Consider the following 24,034-nt stretch of genomic DNA (forward strand, 5'->3'; position numbering starts at 1 on the left):
CTAAACTAATTGATTTTGGCTGAGTTTATAGCAGTTACGTCCCGCTGCTTTGGCTTGATATAGCGCCTTATCGGCAAGTTCATAAAGTTGTTCGGCTTCAATGGTATCGTGTGATTCTGCCGCACCTAGACTACAGCTCACCCCAAACTGAGTGAAACTACTGTGCTGATTGATGGCCGAGACAATCCGTTCGCACAATAAGCCTGCCGCATGAATATTACCTTGGACAATAATAACGAATTCGTCACCGCCGATACGGAATGCTTGATCCGTATTACGTATGGTCGCACGAATGATGTCGCCAAATTCCTTCAGAATATAATCACCACATTTATGGCCGAATTTATCATTTAGCTGTTTAAAGTTATCTAAATCGAGCACTATGAGTGCGACAGAGCCTTGTTTTCTATGGGCTCTGGCGGTCGCATTGCTGAGACTTTGACTGTAGTAATGGCGATTACCTAAACCTGTGAGCGAGTCAAACATAGCTTGCATCGACATTTCTTGGTATTGCATTGCATTTAATAACGGTTGCAATAACAGCGGCTCAATCTCTTTCAGGTTTGAGGTTTGCGATGGCGTCAGTGGCGTCAATAACTGGTATTGAATCGTCAGCGGCATACCAGCACATATCAGCTGTCGTTTGACGCTGATACCATAACGTTTGCCCCAGCTTAATTTATGTTCGCCATAACTTAAGCGCACACCTTGGATCGGCAAGTGTTGTCCCAGCACTTTGCCATAGCAGGCAAAGACTGTCCTTGGATCTAAACTGGCGTGCAGTTGTTGGATCACTTGTACCAAGTCCAATGGATTATCATTGGGACTATAATGTTCTGTTTGATAGCGATATTCGTCGGGATATAGCTCGGTCGCTAGGCCAAAGTCCATAATCATCACTCCAGCAAATGTTAGTGCGATACATCTCTTACCTAGTCTAAGCAAATACCATGCCGTAATATTTGTTAATAAAATTTGTCTTTGTTAGTCATTCAGTTAAGCTTAAAACTCAGCGTTAGTTTTTTTGACACGTCAGCATTTTGACAGGAGTCATCGCCCCAATGGAACATAGCTTCTTAATCCAAGTACTACTTATGTTAGTGATTGCCATTGTGGCTATTGCTGTGCTGCGCCGTTTGGGCTTACCCGCAATTCTGGCTTATTTACTTACTGGTGTAGTGAGTGGACCGAGCGGTTTTCATTGGTTTACCCAGCATCAAATGCAATCTGTCGCTGAACTTGGGGTAGTGCTACTGATGTTTACCTTAGGCTTAGAGTTCTCCGTGCCGCGGCTGTGGGCCATGCGCCGTACCGTATTTGGCTTAGGCAGTGCACAGATGGTGATAACGACCCTGTTGACTATGGGCGTGGCCCTGTTGTGTGGTCTTAATTGGGTCGAAGCCTTAGTTATCGGAGCTGCCATTGCTTTATCATCTACAGCCATCGTCCTAAAATTACTCAATGAACAGGGGTGGTTGCGTCGTCGTCATGGTGAGCTATCCGTCAGTGTCTTATTATTCCAAGATTTAGCGGTTGTGCCGCTGTTGATCCTATTGCCATTACTGGCCAATGGCGGCGAACCTTTGATGGTCGCGGATATCGCCTTTGCCTTGCTCAAAGGTATTTTGGCTTTTTTCCTCTTGATGGCTTTTGGCAAATGGGCATTGCCGCGGATTTTTGACGAAGTTGCCCGCTCCCGCTCTAACGAACTCTTCGTGTTATCAACACTAGTGGTGGCTTTAGTGACAGGCGCATTTACCCAATGGCTGGGATTATCAATGGCGCTGGGGGCATTTATGGCGGGCATGCTGCTGGGGGAAAGCCAGTACCGTCGCCAACTTGAGGCGGATATCCGGCCGTTTCGCGATCTATTGATGGGGCTGTTTTTCATTTCCATCGGCATGATGCTGGACTTTACCTTAGTGATGCGTTTCTGGTGGCAGATATTGTTGATCTTAGTGGCCGTTGTACTCGGTAAGGCGCTGATCATTCATGGGATCTTAAGATTGGTTGGCGAACCCTTTCGGATTGCGATGAGCACCGCCATGAGCCTAGCCCAAGTGGGCGAATTCAGTTTTGTGGTGTTGGCTTTAGCGGTTAACTATCAACTTCTAGATAATGAAATCAGTACCATGTTAGTCATGGTCGCCGTGCTTTCCATGACGATAGCCCCGTGGTTAGTTCGCCATAGCGTGGATATTGCTAAGTGGGTGTTAGGAATAAGGCAGGCAAAACATGTGGATGAAGCTGTGCCACTCTTGATGGATGAGCATGATCTGGTGATGATTTTTGGTTACGGCCGAGTAGGGCAGACCATCGCCCGTTTTTTGAAAACCGAAGCTGTACCTTATCTGGTCATGGATCTCGATCCGACTCGTGTCTCTGAGGCGCGCCGTGCTGGCGAACCTATTTATTTTGGTGATGTGTGTAAACGGGCGATGTTAAAACAAATAGGCGTTAAGCAGGCCAAGATGATCGTCATCACTTTTTGTGAGTCGCGCAGTTTGGAAGAAGTCTTACCCTTATGTAAGTTATTGGCGCCAGACGCTAAAATTTTAGTCAGAACTAAAGACGACAGTGATTTAGATTTACTGAAACAAGCCGGTGCCAATCAAGTGATCCCAGAATCTTTGGAAGGCAGCCTGATGTTAGTGTCACAGGTGTTACATCAATGTGGTGTGCCACTGGCGCGCATTTTAAAACGCTTAGAGTCAGAGCGGCGCAATCATTATCAATTTTTGCATGGTTTCTTTTCCGGCACAGAAACCGATTTCACCTTAGAGTCATTGCATGCAGTGGCATTACCGCGCGGTGCAGATGCGATTGGTAAAACCGTTGCCGATATTATGTGGGAAACATTGAGGGTGGAGTTAAGGGCGATTCGTCGCAGTGGCGCCGAAGTGGAACATCCTGAGCAGGACTGGGTTTTTCGTGCAGGGGATATCTTACTGATAGTGGGTAAACCACGAAGACTTGAGAAAGCGGAAGCTAAACTGCTGCACGGCTAAAGGTTAATGGTCAGCGTGAGTGATGGATGAAAACGCAGATATAAAAATGCCGACATAATGTCGGCATTTTTGTCTGGAACTTGTTAACTTAAATTAGACAAAGTCTAATTACAGAATAACTACGTTCGCAGCTTGAGGACCTTTTTGGCCTTGTTCGATATCAAAAGAAACCTTTTGACCTTCAGCAAGAGTTTTAAAGCCTTCTGAAACGATTGCGCGGAAATGAACGAATGCGTCAGCGCCACCATTGTCAGGAGAAATAAAACCAAAACCTTTATCTTCGTTAAACCATTTAACTACACCAGTAGTTTTAGACATGAATGTCTCCAAAATTTTCAAACAAATAATTCGCAATTATGCGGGATGTTAGCCAGAAATAGAATTATTTACATTGATGATAAGTTATGAGTGGAAAGCTTCATGACAGCAAAAAATATTACAGGCGTAGCGAAGGTTTTCAAATACATAATATTGCTTATAAATAGGTCTGAATCACAGGCCGGAGTGCAGATTAACACACTCTAGGGGTTTGTATAGCTTTATTTTGAAATACCTTTCATCTATAGAGAGGGTTATGGAAAGATATTGGGAAGGGCAAGGCTTTATAACTGTTTATATTCAATTGGATACGTAGATAGTTTGAAAGTTATCGAGCGTAAAAAATATTTTGTCTGTTTGTCGCGACTTAGCGACAGTTTACCTATTAGGTGCCTGTGGAGTGTGGGATGCGCCCTGTATGCCAGAGAAGGGATTCAGTCACGCTTAGTTACGTTATTAAATTGTTGCTTATTTGTGTTGATGATATTCTCGTCAGCAAAATAACAGCGTGCTTGAGCTTTAGATTCAGTGCGATAACTGTAGACCCAATATAATAAGAATGGAGAATGACGTTGAAAACAGTACTAAAACGGATTGGACTCGGCAGCTTAGTCTTAGTGCTGTTATTAGTGGCGCTAGCCGCCCATGAATGGTTTGCGAAAAAGCCGTTTTTCTTTCGCGCGTTTTTAGATCGAAGTGTGGTCAAGATGGCTTTCGAAAGCCCTGAGACCTTAACCTCATTGGGTTTCTTAGAATCGGTAGGGATTACAGGCCATAACGCCGAGTTGGATGATGATAGTCCAGAGGCGATGGATAAGACTTTCGCGCAAGTGCGAGATCTGCGTGAAACCTTATTGAGCTATTCCGATGCGGATTTAGATGAAAATCAACGTATCTCCAAGGATATTGCCTTATATCTTGCCGATTTCGCATTGGTCTCTGAGCCGTATCGTTACCATAACTATCCGCTGAATCAGTTGTTTGGTGTGCAAAACGGGTATCCCAGCTTTATGCAGGCGCAGCACCAAGTCCATTCTGTTGGCGATGCTGAAAACTATCTGTCGCGTTTACAAAAGGTGAAACTTAAGTTTGCGCAAACTCTCGAAGGCTTAAAAATCCGTGAAGCTAAAGGGATTATTCCACCTAAGTTTGTGATTGAGCGGGTACTGACCGAGATGAATGATTTTGTCGCGACGCCGATTCAAGACAATATCCTATACAGTTCATTCAAAACCAAATTAGCTGACACGGATATCAGTGCCGATGAACAAGCATGGTTATTGGCCGCCGCAGAAGCGGACATTAAAGGTTACGTGCATCCAGCGTATCAATTATTTATCGACTACTTTACCCAGTTACAAGCCAAAGCGGGGACGGATGATGGTTATTGGGCGCTGCCAAATGGCGACCTTGCCTATGAGCAATTGCTGAAGTTCTTTACGACCACTAATTACACTGCTGACGAAATCCATGCCAAAGGGCTGGCTGAGGTGGATCGCATTCAGAGCGAGATCATGACTATCTTAGCCGCTGAAGGCTACGATGTGAGCCAAGGTTTCTCGGTCGCGATTGAAGCATTAGCCGCCGATCCTAAGTTTTACTACGAAGATAGTGATGCGGGCAGATCGCAAATTCTGGTTGATTATCAGCATATTCTCGATGAAGTGAATGCGGGACTCGGTGATGCCTTCCGTATTCGACCCGAAGCGGGCATGGAAGTGGTGCGTATTCCTGAATTTAAAGAGAAAACAGCACCGGGTGCCTATTATCAGCAGCCCGCGATTGACGGCAGTCGTCCTGGGCGTTTCTATGCCAATTTATATGACATCAAGGCCACGCCTAAATACGGTATGCGCACTTTAGCCTACCACGAGGGGATCCCTGGGCATCATTTTCAAATCGCAGTGGCGATGGAGTTAGAAGGTATGCCGCTTATTCGTAAGATGGCGCCTTTTACTGCGTACATTGAAGGTTGGGCTTTATATAGCGAACGTTTGGCGTGGGAGCTTGGTTTTCAAAAGGATCCCTTTGATAATATCGGTCGTTTGCAGGCAGAGTTGTTCCGCGCTGTGCGTCTAGTGGTAGATACGGGCATTCACCATAGCCGTTGGACTCGTGAGCAAGCGATTGACTATATGAAGAAAAACACCGGCATGTCCGATCGTGATGTCACGGCTGAGATTGAGCGTTATATCGTTATGCCAGGTCAAGCGACGGCCTATAAAGTCGGCATGATGAAAATTCTCGAACTGCGTGAAAAAGCCAAGTCGGCCCTAGGAGATAAGTTCGATCTCAGAGACTTCCATGATGTGGTACTGAAAAATGGCGCCGTGCCCTTGGATATCTTAGAAACATTGGTCGATCGCTACATTGCAGATACAAAAAGTGCTGAGGCTAAAGCAAAAGGCTAAAGCTAAAGCTAAAGTTTAGCCCTTGGTTGCAACCGTAACGCTTAGCGGTTAATGCAAGGTTAACACCTGATTTATCAATGGCTTTATGCGAGTTTAAATCCATCCCCTGTCTGCGAATAAGTGTGTTCTCTTAATCTTGCAGGCAGGGTGGGTTTATCGATAGAGGCTATCATTCTGGCTTTCGGCCAAGGCTTTCAATACAATCCCACACAACTCATTGATAAATGTCGCTCGGCAATGGCTTGCTATTGTTAGGTATTGATATTTTTAGTTTCAAGGTTTTTACATGAATCGCTTGTCCCCCCAAGATCCTATCCAATTGACTCGCACCACGATTGAGTCATTATTCACGCCGCCAACCTTAATGCGCGCCCGTGATTATGTGATGAAGGGACGGGTCTTGAGCGCCAAAGCGAATGCCGATTTTCGTCATATTGAAGGTCGCGTCATGGGGACGGAATCCCAGCCCTATCGTCAAGATATTCGCCTCGTGAGTGTTAACCATAAGTTGATCATGAATGGCTTCTGTTCATGTCCCGCCACTGGGCATTGCAAACATATCGCTGCTGTTCTGTATAGTTTACTGAGTGATAGAACCGTTGAAGATCAACGTATTGCCCAGTGGTTACATCTGCTAGACGAAAGTGATGATCTCACGGTTTCAAATGTCGATTTACTTTATGACGATCGCGTGCTGTACGTGTTATCCAAAGATGATAACGGCGTTTACCTTGAACTAAGAAAAGGCAAGCTGGCGAAGAAGGGCGGCTATAACAAAGGCTCTAAAATCGCGTTATCCGATGTGCAATATTACATGCCCGCTTGGATTGGCGCCGAAGACGTGCTCATCATCAATCTTATTATGTCGACTCGCCGCCACGGTGCCTCGCGTCTGTATCTTAAAGCTCAGTTAGGTGCCATGGCGCTGGAAAAAATGCTCGTCACTGGGCGGTGTTTTTGGGAAGAGAGCCGTTTAGCGCTCACCCGAGGTGAACCGTTAAAGCCAGAATTCATTTGGCTGGATAAGGATGCCGAGCATAAGCAGATGCAGTTAACGTTGCCCAATAAAGAAAATTGGGAGCTGATCCCCTGTGAGCCGCCGACTTATATCGATTTAGATTATTTTAAGATAGGCGCATTAGAGACAGAGATCAGCGTTGAAAAACTCTTGTTACTCAGCCAGATGCCGCCAGTGCCTAGCTCGCAAATTGAAATGGTGAGCCACAAACTGATTAAGCATTTTTCGGCAAAAACCGTACCTACGCCCGCTTCGATTGATTTTGTCGAGCTGCAAGTGCCGCTGCAAGTCCGTTTGACCTTAACCTCGCAGGATTTACCTGAGTTTGCTATGGCGCAGCCACTGGTGCTGCTGGAGTTTGTCTATCAAGACGTGGTACTTGGCGGCCAATATCCCGACGAGCCCTTGTCCTTAGTTATCCATCAAGGCAAAACCTATCAAGTCGCGCGTCAACTCGATGCGGAAATGGATGCGATTAATCGTTTGATGGCATTGGAACTGGTGGAGCTGGCGCCATCTTTTATCCCTAACAGTGGCAGCTATGTCAGCATTTGGGGGTTAGGGTCACTGCCAGAAACCATTGATGCTTGGTTGCACTTTATTCAACAGGACATCCCGGCGCTAGAGGCCTTGGGCTACCAAGTGCATTTTGCCGACCACTTCAGCTTGAATGTGATTGATACTCCGCTGGCGATTGAACTGGATGATACACAAGAGGGCTGGTTCTCCCTGTCACTGAATGCCGATATCGATGGCCAAATGGTGCCTATGCTGCCGTTAATTGCCACTTGGCTTAAGCAGTATGGTGAACCGGCAGATGATGCAGAATTACTGCTGCCCAGCCCGAATGGCGATTGGTTAAAAGTCAAAGCCAGCGTGATTAAGCCGCTGATTAGCATTATTTTAGAGCTGTTCGACAGCCATAAAGGCAATAGCGTGTCTTTGCCTAAATACCGTGCCCACCTATTAAATGATTTTGCCGACAGCGATATTCGTCTGCTTAATGGTGAACGGGTACGCAGTTTAGCAACTAAGCTTGAAAATTTTAACGGTGTGTTAGAGGTTGCAGTCCCAGACAACTTACATGCTGAGTTACGCCAGTATCAACAGCAAGGCTTAAATTGGCTCTGTTTTTTAAAGGAATATCAGCTTGGCGGTATTTTGGCCGATGATATGGGTCTAGGTAAAACCATTCAAACCTTGGCCTTTTTACTCAAGCAGCAAGCGCTAAAACCCGTAGGGGCTAACCATGCTCCAAGCCTCATTATTTGCCCAACGAGTTTAGTGGGTAATTGGGCAAAGGAAGCCGCGAAATTTGCACCTTCGTTAAAGCTTGTCGTGATTCATGGCGCCTTGCGTAAGCCTTTGCTCGAACGCTTAGGTGAGTTTGATATTGTGGTGACGACCTATCCGCTGATTGTGCGCGACAGTGACTATTACCAACAGCAGGTGTTTGAACATATCGTGCTCGATGAAGCGCAGCAGATTAAAAATGCGCAGGCGAAAGTGACTCAAGTGATTAAAGATCTTAAAGCGCCGTTTAGATTGTGCCTGTCGGGTACGCCGCTTGAAAATCACTTAGGTGAACTTAAGTCCTTGATGGATTTTTGTTTGCCCGGATTACTTGGTACTAATGCTTTCTTTAATAAATCCTTTAGGCACAAAATTGAACGTTATGGCGATATGGAACAAGCGCAAATCTTGAGTCAGCGGATTGCGCCTTTTGTGCTGCGCCGAACCAAAGATGAAGTGGTCGGTGAATTACCGCCTAAAACCGAAATCTCCCAGAGCTTAGAGTTAGAAAAAGATCAGCGAAATCTCTACGAGAGTATTCGACTGGTGATGGAGAAAAAACTGCGGGATTTATTTGCCACTCAAGGCGTTGGCAGCAGCCATATCGAGTTTCTCGATGCCTTACTTAAGCTACGCCAAGCCTGCTGCGATCCGCGCTTAGTAAAGTTAGAGCAAGCGCAAAAAGTGAAGAGCAATGCTAAGTTAGACTGGCTAAAACAGAACTTGCCCGAGATGGTGCAAGAGGGACGTAAGATATTGATCTTCAGCCAGTTCACTAGCATGCTCAGCCTGATTGAAGCTGAGCTGGTGGACTTGGGGCTCGATTACAGTAAGCTCACAGGGCAAACTCGCCTGCGCCAAGCCCAGATAGATAAGTTCCAAGAGGGCGATACGCCTGTGTTCTTAATCAGCTTAAAAGCGGGCGGGACTGGGCTCAATCTCACCGCGGCGGATACTGTGATCCACTATGATCCTTGGTGGAATCCAGCGGCGGAAAAACAGGCTACGGACAGAGCCCATCGTATCGGCCAAGATAAGCCCGTGTTTGTGTATAAGCTGATTGCCGAAGGCACTGTAGAAGAAAAAATCCAAGAAATGCAGCAGCATAAGCAAAGCCTCGCGGACAGTATTCTCGAAGGTAAAGGTAAGGGCACATGGCAAGGAAGCGCCGATGAATTGTTATCGCTTTTTAGCTAATCATGGCCAGTTTTTCTAAATTGATTGAATCATTTGACTGAGGTGAACCATGCAGTACCAAGTCGACACTCATACCCATACTGTGGCTTCAAGCCATGCTTATAGCACGATTCATGACTATATTGCCGTAGCAAAACAGAAGGGTATTCGCCTATTTGCGAATACAGATCATGGGCCTGCGATGGCGGATGCACCGCATTTTTGGCACTTTGTGAATTTAAGAGTGCTGCCACGTATGGTCGATGGTGTCGGGATTTTGCGCGGTATCGAAGCCAACATAAAAAATATCGACGGCGAGATTGATTTCTTTGGCGATTATCTAAAGCAGCTGGATATTGTGCTCGCGGGATTCCATGAGCCGGTTTATCCGCCATCGGATAAGGCAACCCACACAGAGGCTATGATTAATGCGATTAAGAGTGGCAAGGTTGATATCATTACTCATCCGGGAAACCCAGCCTACCCGATTGATATTGAAGCCGTTGCCCGCGCCGCTGCCGAATACGGTGTAGCGCTTGAAATTAACAATTCCTCCTTTGAAGCATCCCGTAAGGGTAGCGAAGCCAATTGCACTGCGATTGCTAAAGCGGCCAAGGAATTTGGCACTATTTTAGTTATGGGCTCTGATTCCCATGTGGCCTTTAGTTTGGGCGGTTTTGCGCGGGCGCAAGCGATCATCGATGAAGTGGCTTATCCGCCATCACGATTACTCAATCGCAGTCCTTCTGCACTCTTGGCTTTTTTAGCCGCCCGTGGTCATGAAACCGTCGCCGATTTGATCCCCTTATTTAGCGATGATGCTCAATTAATAGATGCATAGTGAATAATATTAGTGATGAAAATCGTGGTCACTGAGGCGATGCCAACTCAAAGCGCTGAGGCGAGCACTACAGAAGCCAACATCCCGCAAGTCGTGTTAATCACGGGCGCGAAGAGTCAGCTCGCACAGGCCTTGCTGAGAGTCGCTGCCGATATTGGCGAGCTAGCCCTAAATAGCATCGCAAACACAAGCACAAACATAAGTGCAAACACAGGCGCACCGCTGAAGCTGTATGCGTTAAGTCGCAGTCAGTTAGACATTACCGATGCCGCCAATATTGCTGCCGTATTTGCTCAATATCGACCAAGCTGGGTGATCAATTGCGCGGCCTATAATGCGGTGGATGCTGCTGAGCATGACGCAATCGAAGCGCATCGGGTGAATGCACTCGGCCCTGAGTTATTGGCGCAGCAATGTTTGTTGTCGGGCGCGCGCTTACTGCATGTGTCGAGCGATTATGTGTTTGGTGGTCATACTGTTTGCGATAGTGCTCATGCAGCTGAACGTGCTGTTTGCGATGCTAGAGAAAGTGGCGTTGAACAACATCAAAACCCAGACTTAGCTTCAAATTCAAACCCAAACCCAAACCAAGTTCATTTACCAAGGCCATTTGTTGAACTTGATGCTCCCGAGCCGTTGTCTGCTTACGGTACGAGTAAGTTGCTCGGTGAGCAGAGGGTAGTAGCGGTCTTGGGTGATTGCGCAACGATTGTCCGCACCTCATGGCTCTACGGTCAAGATGGGCATAATTTTGTCAAAACCATGCTCAACTTGATGCGTACTCAGCCAAGTTTGCAGGTAATAGCCGATCAAATCGGCTGCCCGACGTGGAGTGATGCACTCGCGCGGGTGATGTGGCAATTAGTCGTGCAGCAGTGCTCTGGAGTATTCCATTACAGCGCTCAAGGCCAATGCAGTTGGTATGAGTTTGCCTGTGAAATCCAGCGACAAGCCCTAGCGCTTCATCTGTTAAGTCTACCTGTGGTTATCCAGCCGATTACCAGTGCTGATTATGCTAAGCAGGCACTAAACCGCGGCATAAGTTTGGCAAAAAGGCCGAGTTATAGTGTGTTGAACAGTGGTAAATTACGCTCCACTTTGGTGACCCATAACGCACTGTTGATGCCTGAACTGATCGAGTGGCAAGATTGGTGTCAGCAACTGAATTGCATGTTGCGGCAGTTATCTTGACGATAATGAGCGTGACTCACATTTTGCTTTAGGCTGCTTTAATCACGCTTTAAGCGTTTACGTCATCTAAGTGATTAACGCTGTCGAAAACAATAAGCCCGCCAATAATCAGATTTAAGCGACGGCTTTAGACTATCCGTATGAAAACATGGGCTGTGAATACGAATGCAGCTGGACTCAAGGCTCTTCTCAGCGCCGATGGCTTGCCTTAGTATCGTAATCACTTTGTTTATCTGTGGTTTTGTACGCAGCGGTTCAAGCCGTGAGTCTTAGTCTATTTTGCTTGATGTATGATGAATTTGTTCTAAATTCTCCTTGGATGACAATGGCATAATGCCAGAATATTTAATGCATTAAGGACGTTTCAGTGACAGACAAGACGACAATAGCACAGACATTGACCAAACAAGATTTATTGCAAGTGGTCGCGATTGCCAAAGCGGCGGGCGATGCCATTATGACGGTTTATGGTCAAGATGACTTTTCAGTGAGTCACAAGGGCGACGATAGTCCCGTGACAGCCGCCGATTTAGCCGCGCATCACGTGATAGTGGCGGCATTGGCGCAGCAGTTTGTCGGTATTCCTATTATGTCTGAGGAAGCGGCGGATATTGCCTGGGATGAGCGTCGTCAATGGCAAACCTATTGGTTAATTGACCCTTTAGATGGCACTAAGGAATTTATTAAGCGCAATGGTGAGTTTACTGTCAATATTGCGCTTATTCATCAAGGGGTTGCAATCGCAGGTGTGGTATATGCGCCTGTGCTCGATACCTATTATTACGGCGCTAAGCATTTAGGTGCATGGCGTCAACAAGCGGGTCAAGAAAGTCCCTTATTGGGCGCTAAAGCGCCACGCGCGATGCCGATGATTGTTGGCAGTCGCTCGCACTTAAGCCCTGGTTTAGCGCAATATTTACAACAGTTTGGCGAGCATGACATCTTAAGCGTGGGTAGCTCGCTTAAGTTTTGTATGTTGGCAGAAGGCAGTGCTGATCTGTACCCCAGACTTGGCCCAACTAGCGAATGGGATACTGCGGCGGCGCAAGCTGTGCTCGAAAGTGCAGGCGGCACAGTTGTCTGTTATGAGTCAGGTGAACCATTAACTTATAATCAAAAACCTGACATTTTAAACCCTTATTTTATTGCCACAGCCCCAGGCTGGGTGAAATAACGACCGCCTAGCATCGATATGCGTTGATGAAAGGGCGGGCTAAACACTGGAGTAGTATTCATGATGCGCATGGGCGTCGATTTAGGCGGAACAAAAATAGAATTAGTCGCACTGAGTGATGAAGGTAATGAGCTATTTCGCAAACGTGTGACAACGCCACGTGACTATCAGGGCACGCTAGCTGCGGTGGTCAATCTGGTCAAAGAAGCGGAAGCGACACTCGGCGAGCAAGGCACAGTCGGTGTGGGAATTCCTGGTGTGGTATCGCCCTATTCAGGTTTAGTGAAAAACGCCAATTCAACATGGATCAATGGTCATCCCCTCGATGTGGATTTAGGGGAATTGTTGCAGCGTGAAGTGCGGGTTGCCAATGATGCAAACTGCTTTGCGGTATCAGAGTCGGTCGATGGTGCCGCTGCTGGCGCATCTGTGGTGTTTGGTGTGATTATCGGCACTGGCTGTGGCGCTGGCGTGGCAATTAACGGCAAAGTGCACGGTGGGGGTAATGGTATTGGCGGTGAATGGGGTCATAATCCTCTGCCTTGGATGACCAAGGAAGAGTTTAATACCACCCGTTGCTTCTGTGGCAATCCCGATTGTATCGAAACCTTTATCTCTGGCACTGGCTTTGTGCGTGATTATAATGCGGCATTGACGGCGGCGGGCACAGTGCGTGCTGCTGCAAAATCAGGTGCCGATATTATGTTGTTAGTCGATGAGGGGGATGCGATTGCGATCGCTGCGTTTGATCGTTATATGGATAGGCTCGCTCGTTCACTCGCCCATGTGATCAATATGCTCGATCCCGATGCTATAGTGCTGGGCGGCGGTATGTCGAATGTCGCGGCGATTTACCCAAGATTACCGGCATTGCTGGCCCATTATGTGGTGGGGCGTGAATGCCATACGCCTGTGGTGCAGAATCTTTATGGTTGTTCATCGGGTGTGCGCGGCGCCGCTTGGTTATGGGAAAAGTAATCTTCGCTTGGATATCTGTACTCATCTAGTGAGCTTATTAGGCTTTTAAATCAATGCTTAATGGCTTATACGTTTTATAAACATTAGCCCAGCAAAACGCTGGGCTAATGTTATCTGCTATGCGTTTCGCCGTATTTTGATGCTATGATTGCGCTCTTTTGGTTTGCTTGGCATGGACATCATGTTTTGGGTTAAGAAAGTTGTTTCACAGGGGATAATGCCGATTCCCTTTATCCTATTGTTATTAGTCATTTCTTTTCTGGTATGGCGCCGTCGGAGTATGGCGAAATACTTAGTATCATGCGCCTTCTTTGTTTTACTCTTTTTAAGCAGTCAACTGGGTGTGAATACCTTAGTGCGGCCATTAGAATCGGCTTACCCCATTAATTCCACACCCATCACAGGCGCCTGTTTTGTGATGGTATTAGGTTCGGCGCACTCTGATATTCAAGGCGCGACTGCGGTGCAATCCTTATCAGACGTCGCCCTTACAAGGTTAACTGAAGGAATTCGGCAACTTAAGTTGGGTCATGAGTGTATGTTGATTGTCAGCGGTTGGGGCGGCGAACTCACGCAGGTTTCCCATGCTGAAATGATGGCGAATGCCGCAGTTGAACTGGGCGTCGATAAACGTCGGATCATTCAATTCCCTTTAGCGCGAGATACTATAGAAGAAGCGCAATATTTACAGTGGGAATTAGGCGAAGAACCTTTTCGCTTAGTCACATCGGCCACTCATATGCCACGGGCTATGGCTATCTTCACCGCTAAAGGTTTACATCCTAAAGCCGCACCAACGGATTTTATTGGGAGAGATGATTTTTGGTGGCGTTTGACGGCGGATAATCTAGTGGCTTCTCAGCGGGCGATTCACGAATACATTGGCCGTTTGTGGTTATGGTTAAAGACCGTAAGTTAAAAATGGCAAGTTAAGGGTGTGGTTTCCGACTTCAATCTAAAGATAGTGAGTGTTAACAGGAAGATGAACAATGACAATTGAGTCAGAAATAATGTCTGTGCGTCCTTTATCAAAACGAAATGGGTTAACCTTAACTTGGCTGGGCGGTTTAAGTCTGCTGCTGGGGTTGGGACTTTTTCTAACGTGGCCGGCCTTGTTTGCCGCGGGTTTGATGTTTTTTAGCTTAGGCGCGATTTCACTCATTCTCGGTTTAGCTAAGGTGTATGAGCCGGAAACGACCCTAGCATTAGATGACAAGGGGCTGACCTATTTTCATCGTCGCGGCAAAGTGTCTATCGCTTGGGATAATATTCAAAGGGTCGATATCCCGCGGGTGACCAATGGATTAGATACCATAGAGTTATCTTATTTAGGCATTAAACTAAAACACATAAATCCTATTTTGGACAATATCTCCCTGCGCTTAGCCACCGGCTTATTAACAGAGCAGCGGCCTTTATTGGTGACTGCAGCCTCGCAAGATGAAGACTTAGCGACTTTAGAAACTTATCTCGGCGCAGAGTTTGGTCCTTTGGTGATAGAAGGGGATCGTTATCGCGGTGTATTGGCTATGTTTGGGCATCGCTGCGTGATGTTAGATACGCGTTTAGGTTATCACTTGTATATTCCCCATGACAGTTTGGACAGAGAAGCTAAGGACTTTATCAAGCTGCTCAGACAACGTATCGCACAAGCCCGTCGCTTAGCGGATTAAGCTTTACCGCAGTTATTAATACGATTGATATTTCATTTTTACGTGAAGATAATTGGCAATAAAAAAGGGGACCATAAGGGTCCCCAATGAGTTGCAGAGATGAAGTTTGGGTTGTGCAGGGGCAACCCAAAGGTACTAGTACTGCTGTGCTACTCTGCGTGTACCTTATCTACGCCGTAGGTTTTTCCTTCAGCATGACAGGTCGCGCAAGATTCTACTGGTAGGTTAGGATCTGTCATTGCATCCGCTTCTACTACCGCACCGTTACTTCTAAAGTGAGCGACAGCTGCCGCATCAGAGTGAGCGTGACAAGTACGGCATGATTCAGCCACTGGGCTAATGTAGTAAGCACCGACTTTGATTGAGCGTTTGCCTGAAGTTAAACCACCGTCAGTTGCAAACAGTTTGGCATTGTCTTTATGACAAGCCGCACAATCTGTTTCAACCGCTGGATAACCGAACAAACCACCTTTCGCATCGCGGAAGATACCTTCTACTACACCGAAGTTACCGCTGTGGAAACGGTGAGCAACTGTGAATAGGTCTTTGTTATTGAAGGTCACTTCAGGATTAACAACTAACTGACCATCATCGCCTTTATAGCCAGTTGCACCGTGGCCAGAAGCGCCAGTGGTGTCGTTATGGCAGTGCATACATTGGTCGAAGGTGTAAGCGCCGTGTCTTGAACCTTTTGCATAATCTAAGGTGCCATGACAAGCATTACACTTAGTTTCTGCGACTGTGATACGAGTAGGAACAGTCATACGGGCTTTAGTGACTGCGCTACCATCTGGGCTATAGAATTTCACTGCAGCTTCGTTACCGATAGGGCTAGTTGGACCAAACTCTAAGTTTGTAGTATTACAGCTAACCACTTTACCCGCTTTAGCACAGAAGTTGGCTTCTGAACCTACGTAGAGAGTGCCCACAGCTTGCGCATCTGGGATATCTTTAACGATAGTTAACACGCCACCAGCAAGTGTACCGTTTTCCAGTTTCAGGCTGATTGCTGCAGGTTTAACATCTCTCCAAGAGTACACAGTACCGTCAGTGGCCACATTACCGATCAATAGACCATTAGCGACAAACATCGCTGTTGGGTTCGTGGTCGCGTTGTAGGCTTTTAACGATGTGCCATCAGCAATTGGCGCACCATTTAAGGTGACATTGGCTGTTAAGGTTAAGGTTTTCATGCCTAGAGTAGCTGATGGAACTGTTGTAGCACTGGTGAAGTCAACTTTGAACAGAGATGCATACTCTGCACGTTTACCAACACTATGTACCACCGCAGGTGACAAGTTACCTGTGCCGTGGCAAGAACTACATTGAGTATCATCTGCTTGAGCTAGGGCAAATTCAGAGTGGTTTTCACCAGTCGCAAAGTTGACTGTCATATGGCAGCCTACACAAGCTTGGGCGTAAATAGTGTTATAGCTAGGTTGGTCTGTAGTATGACAGGTCGTACATTCTTTCAGATCAGACGGGAAGCCAATTTCACTCCATTCTTTAGCGGTTTTGTTACTAGTATCGAAGTTTGCTGCGTTTTCTGCGCCAGAGTGGATCCTGTGGATCATCGCAGGGAAGTCAAATATTAAGCCAGCAGCTAAATTTGCATCACTTGGGATTTGATCTGGGTTATGGCAGGTCACACAGTTTTTAACGTCTTGATAGTTGCTATGTGCTGAAATATTTGCGATATGGCCATCAGCTTCACCGTGACATTTTTCACAAGCTGCACTGCTGACGGTATCTTTACCAGAAGCCGCTAATTCATCGGTAGCAGGGATAAAGTCAACGGGTACAGATAGTATTTTTCCAGAAACCGCGACACCTGTGCTATCAACTATGTTGTATGCACGTAGAAATATTCTGTGTACTGCGTTTGGATTGTCATTGGGATTAATGATTGGCGCTGCGCCATCATATGCCCAAGTTGCAGTGTAAGTGCCTGGTGTTGCTGTATCTTCAGTTAAAGTACAAGCGTTTTTAGTGCCGTTAAGGCCGTTTAGAGTACAAGTTAGTGAAGTACCAGCGGCATTTGCCATGGCATTGTTTTGCCATTCAATGGGAGCTCCAGTACCTGAGGTGTTTTCATTTGCTGTTAAAGAATAAAGTGCAACTTTATCGAGTCCTTTGAATGGGACCACTTTACCTGCATTTTTACCTGTCACTGTAAATTTAACGCTGAAGCCTTCACTGCTGGTCACTTTAATGTCAGCTGGACTTAAAGTGAAAGCCAGATCAGTAATAGATTGAGCAGTCGTTGCGAAGGAGCCCGCAGGGGTTCCGGGTGTACCTGGTGTTCCGGGAGTGCCTGGTGTTCCGGGTGTACCTGGTGTGCCAGGTGCCCCATCTTGACCATCGCTTCCGTCCCCGCAGGCGGTAAGGCTTAAGGTACTGACGAGAGCCAGTGCCAGTAGAGATTTATTGTAGTTTTTCATCATCGCGTCCCTTTTTCTTTCTATAAGACTGCGTGTGCAGTGCCTCTAATATAGGAGGATTCACCTACTTATAAAGTGGTATTTGCAAGTTTGTATCTGATATGTGAACGATGATTTAACAAACGTGAATGGTAATTCTAAAATTTGCATTTTGATATTTTAAATAATGAAATTCAGTTGGAAAGCCATGATGAGCATCACAATTTTTATTTTTCAACTTGGGCTTCAGTGAAGAATTCATTTTCGGTTAAGCAAAATACACGAGGCTAAGATAGCCTAAATCTGAGTGATGGAATTGACGTTTAGAGTATCAAAGCGACGGGAAAAATAAGCGGTACTGTCGTCTGAGGATAAGCCTTGTTAAGAGAGAAAATATCGATGAAATTTTGCTGTTTAAAACTTCGGTATCTTACTGCCTAAACCCCGTTTAACATCGACTCATCGCAATGATGTAAACAAGGTTTAGTAAACATTATATCCACTAGCTTGGCTGAGCTTATTGTCACGCGCTAGCGTGCGGGGTCGAGCGCGGCAAGTAAGGAACGTACGACAAGCGCGCTTTGACTTTGGCTGTATCGCCGATGAATTGCAGGCTTTTCAATGAGATAATATTGTGGTGCCATCATAGTATCGTGGAGTCGATTGAGTTCTGTGTCGCTTAGGCGTTCTAAGTGTAATCCGGGCATATGTTTTACTGTGTGCATATCAATGCTGGAACAAAAAGCCACACTCTTCATGGTGAGTAAATGGGCGTACCATTCCTCCCTGTCGATGACTTTATCCACCGCTGGTAGCAAGAGGCCTTGGCGCTGGCAAAATAATTCTAAGGGGTCAATTTTGCTATTAAAGCCCTTCACTTCTTGGTAGAGGAATGGATGGCGACAGATTTGCTCTAAGGTAATATCGGTCTCAATCTGCCACAGAGGATGTTGTTTGGCGGCAACGATGTAAACGCCATTGACTGAGCCCAGTTTGGTATAGCTTAATTCTTTATTTTCAGCACTTTCTAAGGTAATACCAAAATCCAGCGCACCTGCGTGGATTAACTCAGCGCTATTCTCTTGCCATTTATGTAAACGTATTTGCCCTAGCGCTTGGGCGACGTCCGGCGTGCTTAATTGTGGCGCTAAAAAGCTCAATAGCCCATTACAGGCGGCAATATGCAGCGGTAAATCGGCATTAATGGCTGCATTTTGTATCTGAGTTGCAGATTGTTCGAGGTGATAAACCGATTCGGTAAACTGGCAAATAGCCACATACAGGCTTTCTGCTAGGGGAGTGGGTTTTAGCCCCTGTTGACGGCGATAAAACAGTTCATCGTTAAAGGTCAGGCGTAATGCGTTGAGGCAGCGGCTAATTTTTGGTGCAGAAACATCCAGCGCTTTGGCTGCACTGTTTGCGTGCCCAGTGTCGAAAATACTTTTAAATACCAGCAAGGTAAAAACATCGAGTTCACAGATTTGTTTGAGTAATAAGTTGCTCATTTTGTATTTTGCCCTGTATGAGTCTTAACTATTTTTTGCGGGGTTATTAAGGGCATTCTGTGGCTCTGACTCTGCTCCTTGCTATTACCCGAACCGCCGCGATTAGCCGCTAAGATTAACAGCAGTCGTGCGGATTAACTGTGATCACTCTCGGCAAAATAACAATTATTTAACCATTGTAAAGCGTGCTATTTCGCAGGCAGTTATTTGGTTGGTAAGTGAAGGGCTTTGAGTTGGGGTGTTAAGAAAAGATCGAGCTAAAAATACAAGCTCGCCTAAGTGGGTGAGCTTGCGCGTGTAATTTATTCGCCGTTTTAGCGAGATTCTATAACATCGTTTTGTACGTGCGAGAAGTTACGATTGTCTGTTGCAGGAGTGTGGCCTATTGCATGGGAATAAATGGTTGGCGCATCTTCTTTAATCCGCATGCCGATAAACTGGCCGCCCTCAAGGATTTGCATTGAAGTACTCGCCACTTCGCCATCGACAACGCCATTACGCTGGATCACTAAACGCTCACAAATGAGTCTGCCTTTGAAGTGTCCGTCAACGATAAATTCATGGCACTTTACTTCGCCTTGAATCGTACCGCCTTGTTCTATTGTGATATTAGCCTCAGAAAGCAGTTGACCTTGGATATCACCGCCAATAAGCACATCGCCCGTTAATTCGATGTTCCCCGTGAGTTTAGTGCCTCGAGAAATAAAGCTAAAAGAGGGACTTTTTTTAGGGGGGAAGAACAGTTTTTTTACAAACATCATCATAAATCAACTTAATTCGAGAAGGGATTAACTGAGTTAAATAGAGGCGCGATACTAGCGTAAAATGGATGATAAGCACAGCTTTGTATGGGTAATGCGATGGCTTTGCTGCATTAAGTCGGTCGGGTTATTTCAATGGCCTTGCTAGGGCAGGGAGCCACACAGGCGCCGCATCCGGTACAAAGTTCAAGGTCTATTTGCGGACGTGGAGCTTGGCCAATATTGAACACAAAACTGATGGCTCTTGGCTCACAGGCATCCTTACAACTTTGGCACCAGATCCCTTGAAAGGTTAAACAACTCTGTTGAATATGGGCTTGATACGACCAAGGTGTTTGGGTTAAATCGAAGATATTCTCAGGGCATGCCTTAGCGCAAAGCATACAAAATGTGCACTCATTGTCCTTAAAGGAGACTTCAGGAAATCCACCATCGCCTTTGATGATGATCTGCGTTTCACATACTTCAACACAGGCTGAGCAGCGCGTGCACACGTCGGTGAACTCGATATCATCACGCACCCAAGGCGGCCTCAAGGCATTATCTTTACGGCGGCGAAAGAGGTTACGACGACTGTGATTAATACTTTGAGTCATGTTGCTCCTCGAACGGTTAATTATTTAAAGTGATGGGTGTATTCACAGTGATAAAGAAAAATGGCTTGGGATATTTCCACAAGCCATTCAATTTGTTAGCCGTTATAACCATTGGGATTGGTTGATTGCCAATGCCAGCTACTGTTGGCCATATCTGCTAGCGTATGCGTTGCTTGCCAGCCGAGATCTTCCCTTGCATGGGTTGGATCGGCGTAGCAGGCGGCAATATCCCCCGGGCGACGTGGCGCAATTTGGTAGGCAATAGGCTTACCACAGGCTTTTTCAAAGGCATGAACCATGTCTAAAACACTATATCCTTGGCCTGTGCCTAAGTTATAGGTGACCAGACCTGGTTTAGTGGCCAATTTAGCCAGCGCTTTTAAATGGCCATTGGCTAAATCCACCACATGGATATAGTCACGCACGCCAGTCCCATCATGAGTCGGATAATCATCACCAAACACGCTTAAGGCGGCACGTTTACCCACGGCAACCTGCGCAATAAAGGGCATCAAGTTGTTAGGGATATCGTTAGGATCTTCGCCGATTAAGCCACTGGCATGGGCGCCGACAGGATTAAAATAACGCAGACGAGCGATATTCCAGCTCGGATCGGCATTGTGTACATCTGCCAATATATGTTCAACCATCAACTTAGACTGACCATAGGGATTGGTCGCTCCAGTGGGAAAGTCTTCGGTGATAGGCAAACTAGCTGGATCGCCATATACAGTGGCCGATGAGCTGAAAACGAGATTTTTCACCTTAAACTCCGCCATAACTTGGCAGAGGAACAGGGTTCCTGTGACGTTATTCTCATAATACTTGAGGGGTTTAGCGACGGATTCACCCACAGCTTTTAATCCTGCAAAGTGAATAACCGAATCGATAGCATGATCGTTAAACACTTTCTGTAATAAGGCTTTATTGAGAATATCGCCTTGATAGAAAATGACCGATTTACCTGTGATCCGCTCGACTCTGTTTAAGGCTTCTATGCTTGAATTAGACAAGTTGTCTAACACAATCACGTCATTGCCAGCATTGAGCAGTTCTACCACAGTGTGAGTGCCAATATAGCCAGCACCACCGGTCACTAAAATTGTCATTACTTCATCCCTTTTACAACGGTTTTTAAATATTGCGCAAAATCTTCACCGATTTCGCTGTGGCGCAGGGCGTATTCAACGTTTGCGCGCATATAACCTTGTTTGTTACCACAGTCGTGGCTCTTACCTTCCATATAATAAGCGTTCACGGTTTCTTGCTTCATTAACATAGCAATTGCATCCGTTAATTGAATTTCATCGCCCGCGCCTGCAGGGGTTTTAGCCAGTAGTGGCCAAATGCTGGCAGGTAACACATAACGGCCTACAACGGCTAAGTTAGATGGCGCTTCATCCACGGCTGGTTTCTCAACCAATTCAACTAATGGCTCAGATTCACCAGGTTGTAAATCATGGCCATTCACATCAGCAATACCGTACTGATTGACGACGTTGTGTGGCACGCCTTCAACCATGATTTGACCCACTTGGGTTTCATCAAACAGGGCAACCATAGCGGCTAAGTTATCGCGACGCAGATCACAGCTGGCTTCATCGATGATCACATCCGGCAGCAATACTGCAAATGGTGCATCGCCGACGACTGATTTTGCGCACAAAATGGCGTGGCCTAATCCTTTCGCCTGAGATTGACGCACGCTGATGATAGTGACGTCTTTAGGGCAAATAGATTGTACGGCTTCGAGTAACTGACGTTTAACGCGGCGCTCGAGTTGGGCTTCTAATTCGAAACTGGTATCGAAGTGGTTTTCGATAGAGTTTTTACTGGCGTGGGTCACTAGAACAATTTCTTTGATCCCAGCAGCGATAGCTTCACTGACCACGTATTGGATCAATGGCTTATCGACAACTGGTAGCATTTCCTTTGGAATCGCTTTGGTCGCAGGAAGCATACGAGTGCCTAGGCCTGCGACGGGAATAACGGCTTTACGAATTTGATGTTGTTTCATTGCGAACCTTTTAGGTCAAGGAGATGCGATTAATGGCCAATATTGTAAATGACCTGCACAGAAAAGCTATTTACAAACACTAAAAAATTGAGGAAATCTAAGTATTTTAACGGCAAATTCAGGCATAAGTTTTAGCAAAGGTAGCACAGTGGATCTAATCCAGCATTCATGGCGTGTTCCAACAGGGTGATTTTAATGACCTTGTAATATTTGCTTTACGTTTACGTCACAGTAGCGGCACAAGAATAAAGTGTGAGGGAGTTAACAAATTTAAAGCCTTAGACCACTATGGAGTCATGAGTGTTAGCCACCAAGTGAAGATTATGACGAAAGGAACAGAGTACATCGCTCACAGAGCCGATGACACTGGGTTTATCCATTACCCACAAGAAGAGCACGATATTTGGCGTCAGCTTTACGCCCGTCAAGCCGTTAATCTCCCCGGTCGTGCCTGCAAGGAATATCTGCAAGGGCTCGATGCCTTGGGTATGCCAAAGGATCGCATTCCGCAACTTGCCGAAATTGATGCGGTATTACAAGCGACCACTGGCTGGAAAACGGCGGCGGTACCTGCGCTGATTTCCTTCGGCCGTTTTTTTGAATTACTGGCCAATAAAGAGTTTCCTGTGGCCACCTTTATTCGCCGCAAGGAAGAGTTTGATTACTTGCAAGAGCCAGATATCTTCCACGAGATTTTTGGTCACTGCCCTTTGCTCACCAATCCTTCATTTGCCAATTTCTCTCATATGTATGGCCAGTTAGGTTTACATGCCAGCAAAGAGGAAAGGGTATTTTTAGCGCGTTTGTACTGGTTTACTGTTGAGTTTGGCATACTGCAACCTAAAAATGGTCCCTTATGTATCTATGGCGGCGGCATTTTAAGCTCACCCGGTGAAACCTTGTATGCGATGGAAAGTGATGTGCCAGAGCGTCAACCCTTTGATTTATTAAATGTGCTGCGAACCCCATATCGGATCGACATTATGCAGCCGATTTATTATGTGATTGAGCACATTGATATGCTGGATGAAATTGCCAAGATGGACATCATGGGTTACGTCACTAAGGCGCGTCAGTTAGGTTTATTTGCCCCTAAATTTCCGCCAAAAGCCAAGGCGAGTTAGCCTCGTTGATGAGTTGACTCGTTATTTGGCTGGCATCTGATTTAGCCACCTGCACCTGATTGAGTCATGTGATTTAAGTTATTAATAGAAAATGAGTAAAGAGCAACTGAATATCCCTATCAATGTTGCCAAGAGGAGTATGTATGACAGCGTTATCGAATATGAAATGTGAAGCGTGCCAAGCCGACGCACCTAAAGTGACCGATGAAGAATTGGCCGAACTTATTCGTATGATCCCCGACTGGGGCGTGCAAGTGCGTGACGGCGTAATGCAGCTTGAGCGCGTTTACAAGTTTAAAAACTTTAAACTGGCGATGGCATTCACGAATAAGCTGGCGGATTTAGCGGAAGAAGAATTCCATCATCCAGGCATTTTCACTGAATGGGGCAAAGTGACTGTCACTTGGTGGTCACACTCTATTAAGGGTCTACATAAGAATGACTTCATCATGGCAGCCAAGACAGACCAGTTATTAGTCTAATTAATTCGCCAATTTAATCAGCATCTTAATCTATTTTTCGATGCTGAT

General features: G+C 46.1%; 19 protein-coding genes. 11 read left to right on the forward strand and 8 right to left on the reverse strand.

The genetic code is table 11. The features are described 5' to 3' along the window. Positions 1-891 (reverse strand): GGDEF domain-containing protein, encoded by an 891-nt coding sequence (locus BM607_RS01870; RefSeq protein ID WP_006080996.1) that lies wholly within the window; start codon positions 889-891, stop codon positions 1-3. A gap of 170 nt (positions 892-1,061) precedes the next feature. Between BM607_RS01870 and BM607_RS01875 the strand changes: the two genes are divergently transcribed. After that, positions 1,062-3,008 (forward strand): monovalent cation:proton antiporter family protein, encoded by a 1,947-nt coding sequence (locus BM607_RS01875; RefSeq protein WP_071939074.1) that lies wholly within the window; start codon positions 1,062-1,064, stop codon positions 3,006-3,008. Positions 3,009-3,116: 108 nt separating this feature from the next. Here the strand turns inward: BM607_RS01875 and BM607_RS01880 are convergent, their stop codons facing one another. After that, positions 3,117-3,326, reverse strand: a complete 210-nt coding sequence (locus tag BM607_RS01880; RefSeq protein WP_006080998.1) for a cold-shock protein — start codon at positions 3,324-3,326, stop codon at positions 3,117-3,119. A gap of 566 nt (positions 3,327-3,892) precedes the next feature. Between BM607_RS01880 and BM607_RS01885 the strand changes: the two genes are divergently transcribed. The 8 genes from BM607_RS01885 (at position 3,893) to BM607_RS01920 (ending at position 15,081) form a co-directional block, all read left to right on the forward strand. Continuing rightward, on the forward strand, positions 3,893-5,737 hold the full coding sequence (locus tag BM607_RS01885; RefSeq protein ID WP_071939073.1) for a DUF885 domain-containing protein: 1,845 nt from the start codon (positions 3,893-3,895) through the stop codon (positions 5,735-5,737). 286 nt (positions 5,738-6,023) lie between these two features. After that, complete coding sequence (locus tag BM607_RS01890) at positions 6,024-9,245, forward strand: DEAD/DEAH box helicase (RefSeq protein WP_071939072.1); 3,222 nt, start codon at positions 6,024-6,026, stop codon at positions 9,243-9,245. Positions 9,246-9,294: 49 nt separating this feature from the next. Then, positions 9,295-10,065, forward strand: coding sequence for a phosphatase (locus BM607_RS01895; protein ID WP_071939071.1), 771 nt, complete (start codon positions 9,295-9,297; stop codon positions 10,063-10,065). Between the two features lie 15 nt (positions 10,066-10,080). Then, positions 10,081-11,256, forward strand: a complete 1,176-nt coding sequence (locus BM607_RS01900; protein ID WP_071939070.1) for a sugar nucleotide-binding protein — start codon at positions 10,081-10,083, stop codon at positions 11,254-11,256. Positions 11,257-11,623: 367 nt separating this feature from the next. Continuing rightward, positions 11,624-12,430, forward strand: a complete 807-nt coding sequence (cysQ, locus tag BM607_RS01905) for a 3'(2'),5'-bisphosphate nucleotidase CysQ (RefSeq protein ID WP_071939069.1) — start codon at positions 11,624-11,626, stop codon at positions 12,428-12,430. 60 nt (positions 12,431-12,490) lie between these two features. Then, positions 12,491-13,408, forward strand: a complete 918-nt coding sequence (mak, locus tag BM607_RS01910) for a fructokinase (RefSeq protein ID WP_071939068.1) — start codon at positions 12,491-12,493, stop codon at positions 13,406-13,408. Between the two features lie 217 nt (positions 13,409-13,625). After that, the gene (locus tag BM607_RS01915; protein WP_071939288.1) at positions 13,626-14,327 is read left to right on the forward strand and encodes an ElyC/SanA/YdcF family protein; all 702 of its coding nucleotides are present in this window, start codon (positions 13,626-13,628) and stop codon (positions 14,325-14,327) included. A 70-nt stretch (positions 14,328-14,397) separates the two neighbouring features. After that, positions 14,398-15,081: a DUF2982 domain-containing protein gene (locus BM607_RS01920; RefSeq protein ID WP_071939067.1), complete on the forward strand. Its 684-nt coding sequence runs from the start codon at positions 14,398-14,400 to the stop codon at positions 15,079-15,081. A 149-nt stretch (positions 15,082-15,230) separates the two neighbouring features. Here BM607_RS01920 and BM607_RS01925 read toward each other — a convergent pair whose 3' ends face one another. The 6 genes from BM607_RS01925 to galU all read right to left on the reverse strand — a co-directional run bounded on the left by BM607_RS01925 (position 15,231) and on the right by galU (position 22,380). Beyond that, positions 15,231-17,525, reverse strand: coding sequence for an OmcA/MtrC family decaheme c-type cytochrome (locus BM607_RS01925; RefSeq protein ID WP_071939066.1), 2,295 nt, complete (start codon positions 17,523-17,525; stop codon positions 15,231-15,233). A 506-nt stretch (positions 17,526-18,031) separates the two neighbouring features. Further along, complete coding sequence (locus BM607_RS01930) at positions 18,032-19,006, reverse strand: LysR family transcriptional regulator (RefSeq protein ID WP_006081008.1); 975 nt, start codon at positions 19,004-19,006, stop codon at positions 18,032-18,034. A gap of 314 nt (positions 19,007-19,320) precedes the next feature. After that, positions 19,321-19,770: a polymer-forming cytoskeletal protein gene (locus tag BM607_RS01935; RefSeq protein ID WP_071939065.1), complete on the reverse strand. Its 450-nt coding sequence runs from the start codon at positions 19,768-19,770 to the stop codon at positions 19,321-19,323. A gap of 110 nt (positions 19,771-19,880) precedes the next feature. Beyond that, the gene (napF, locus tag BM607_RS01940) at positions 19,881-20,363 is read right to left on the reverse strand and encodes a ferredoxin-type protein NapF (protein WP_071939064.1); all 483 of its coding nucleotides are present in this window, start codon (positions 20,361-20,363) and stop codon (positions 19,881-19,883) included. Positions 20,364-20,458: 95 nt separating this feature from the next. After that, positions 20,459-21,472: a UDP-glucose 4-epimerase GalE gene (galE, locus tag BM607_RS01945; protein WP_071939063.1), complete on the reverse strand. Its 1,014-nt coding sequence runs from the start codon at positions 21,470-21,472 to the stop codon at positions 20,459-20,461. Beyond that, positions 21,472-22,380 carry a UTP--glucose-1-phosphate uridylyltransferase GalU gene (galU, locus tag BM607_RS01950; protein WP_012196842.1) on the reverse strand — a complete coding sequence of 303 codons (909 nt, stop codon included), beginning with the start codon at positions 22,378-22,380 and terminating at the stop codon, positions 21,472-21,474. The genes galE and galU overlap by 1 nt, the downstream gene beginning before the upstream one ends. A 323-nt stretch (positions 22,381-22,703) precedes the next feature. On the opposite strand from galU, the gene phhA reads away from it, so the two are divergent. Together phhA and BM607_RS01960 are read left to right on the forward strand one after the other, a co-directional pair. Continuing rightward, positions 22,704-23,504 carry a phenylalanine 4-monooxygenase gene (phhA, locus tag BM607_RS01955; RefSeq protein ID WP_071939287.1) on the forward strand — a complete coding sequence of 267 codons (801 nt, stop codon included), beginning with the start codon at positions 22,704-22,706 and terminating at the stop codon, positions 23,502-23,504. A 143-nt stretch (positions 23,505-23,647) separates the two neighbouring features. Next, positions 23,648-23,986, forward strand: coding sequence for a 4a-hydroxytetrahydrobiopterin dehydratase (locus tag BM607_RS01960; protein WP_006081014.1), 339 nt, complete (start codon positions 23,648-23,650; stop codon positions 23,984-23,986). Positions 23,987-24,034 lie beyond the last annotated feature (48 nt).

Origin of the sequence: Shewanella sp. SACH (assembly GCF_001887095.2) — a bacterium.
Lineage (GTDB): Bacteria > Pseudomonadota > Gammaproteobacteria > Enterobacterales > Shewanellaceae > Shewanella > Shewanella baltica.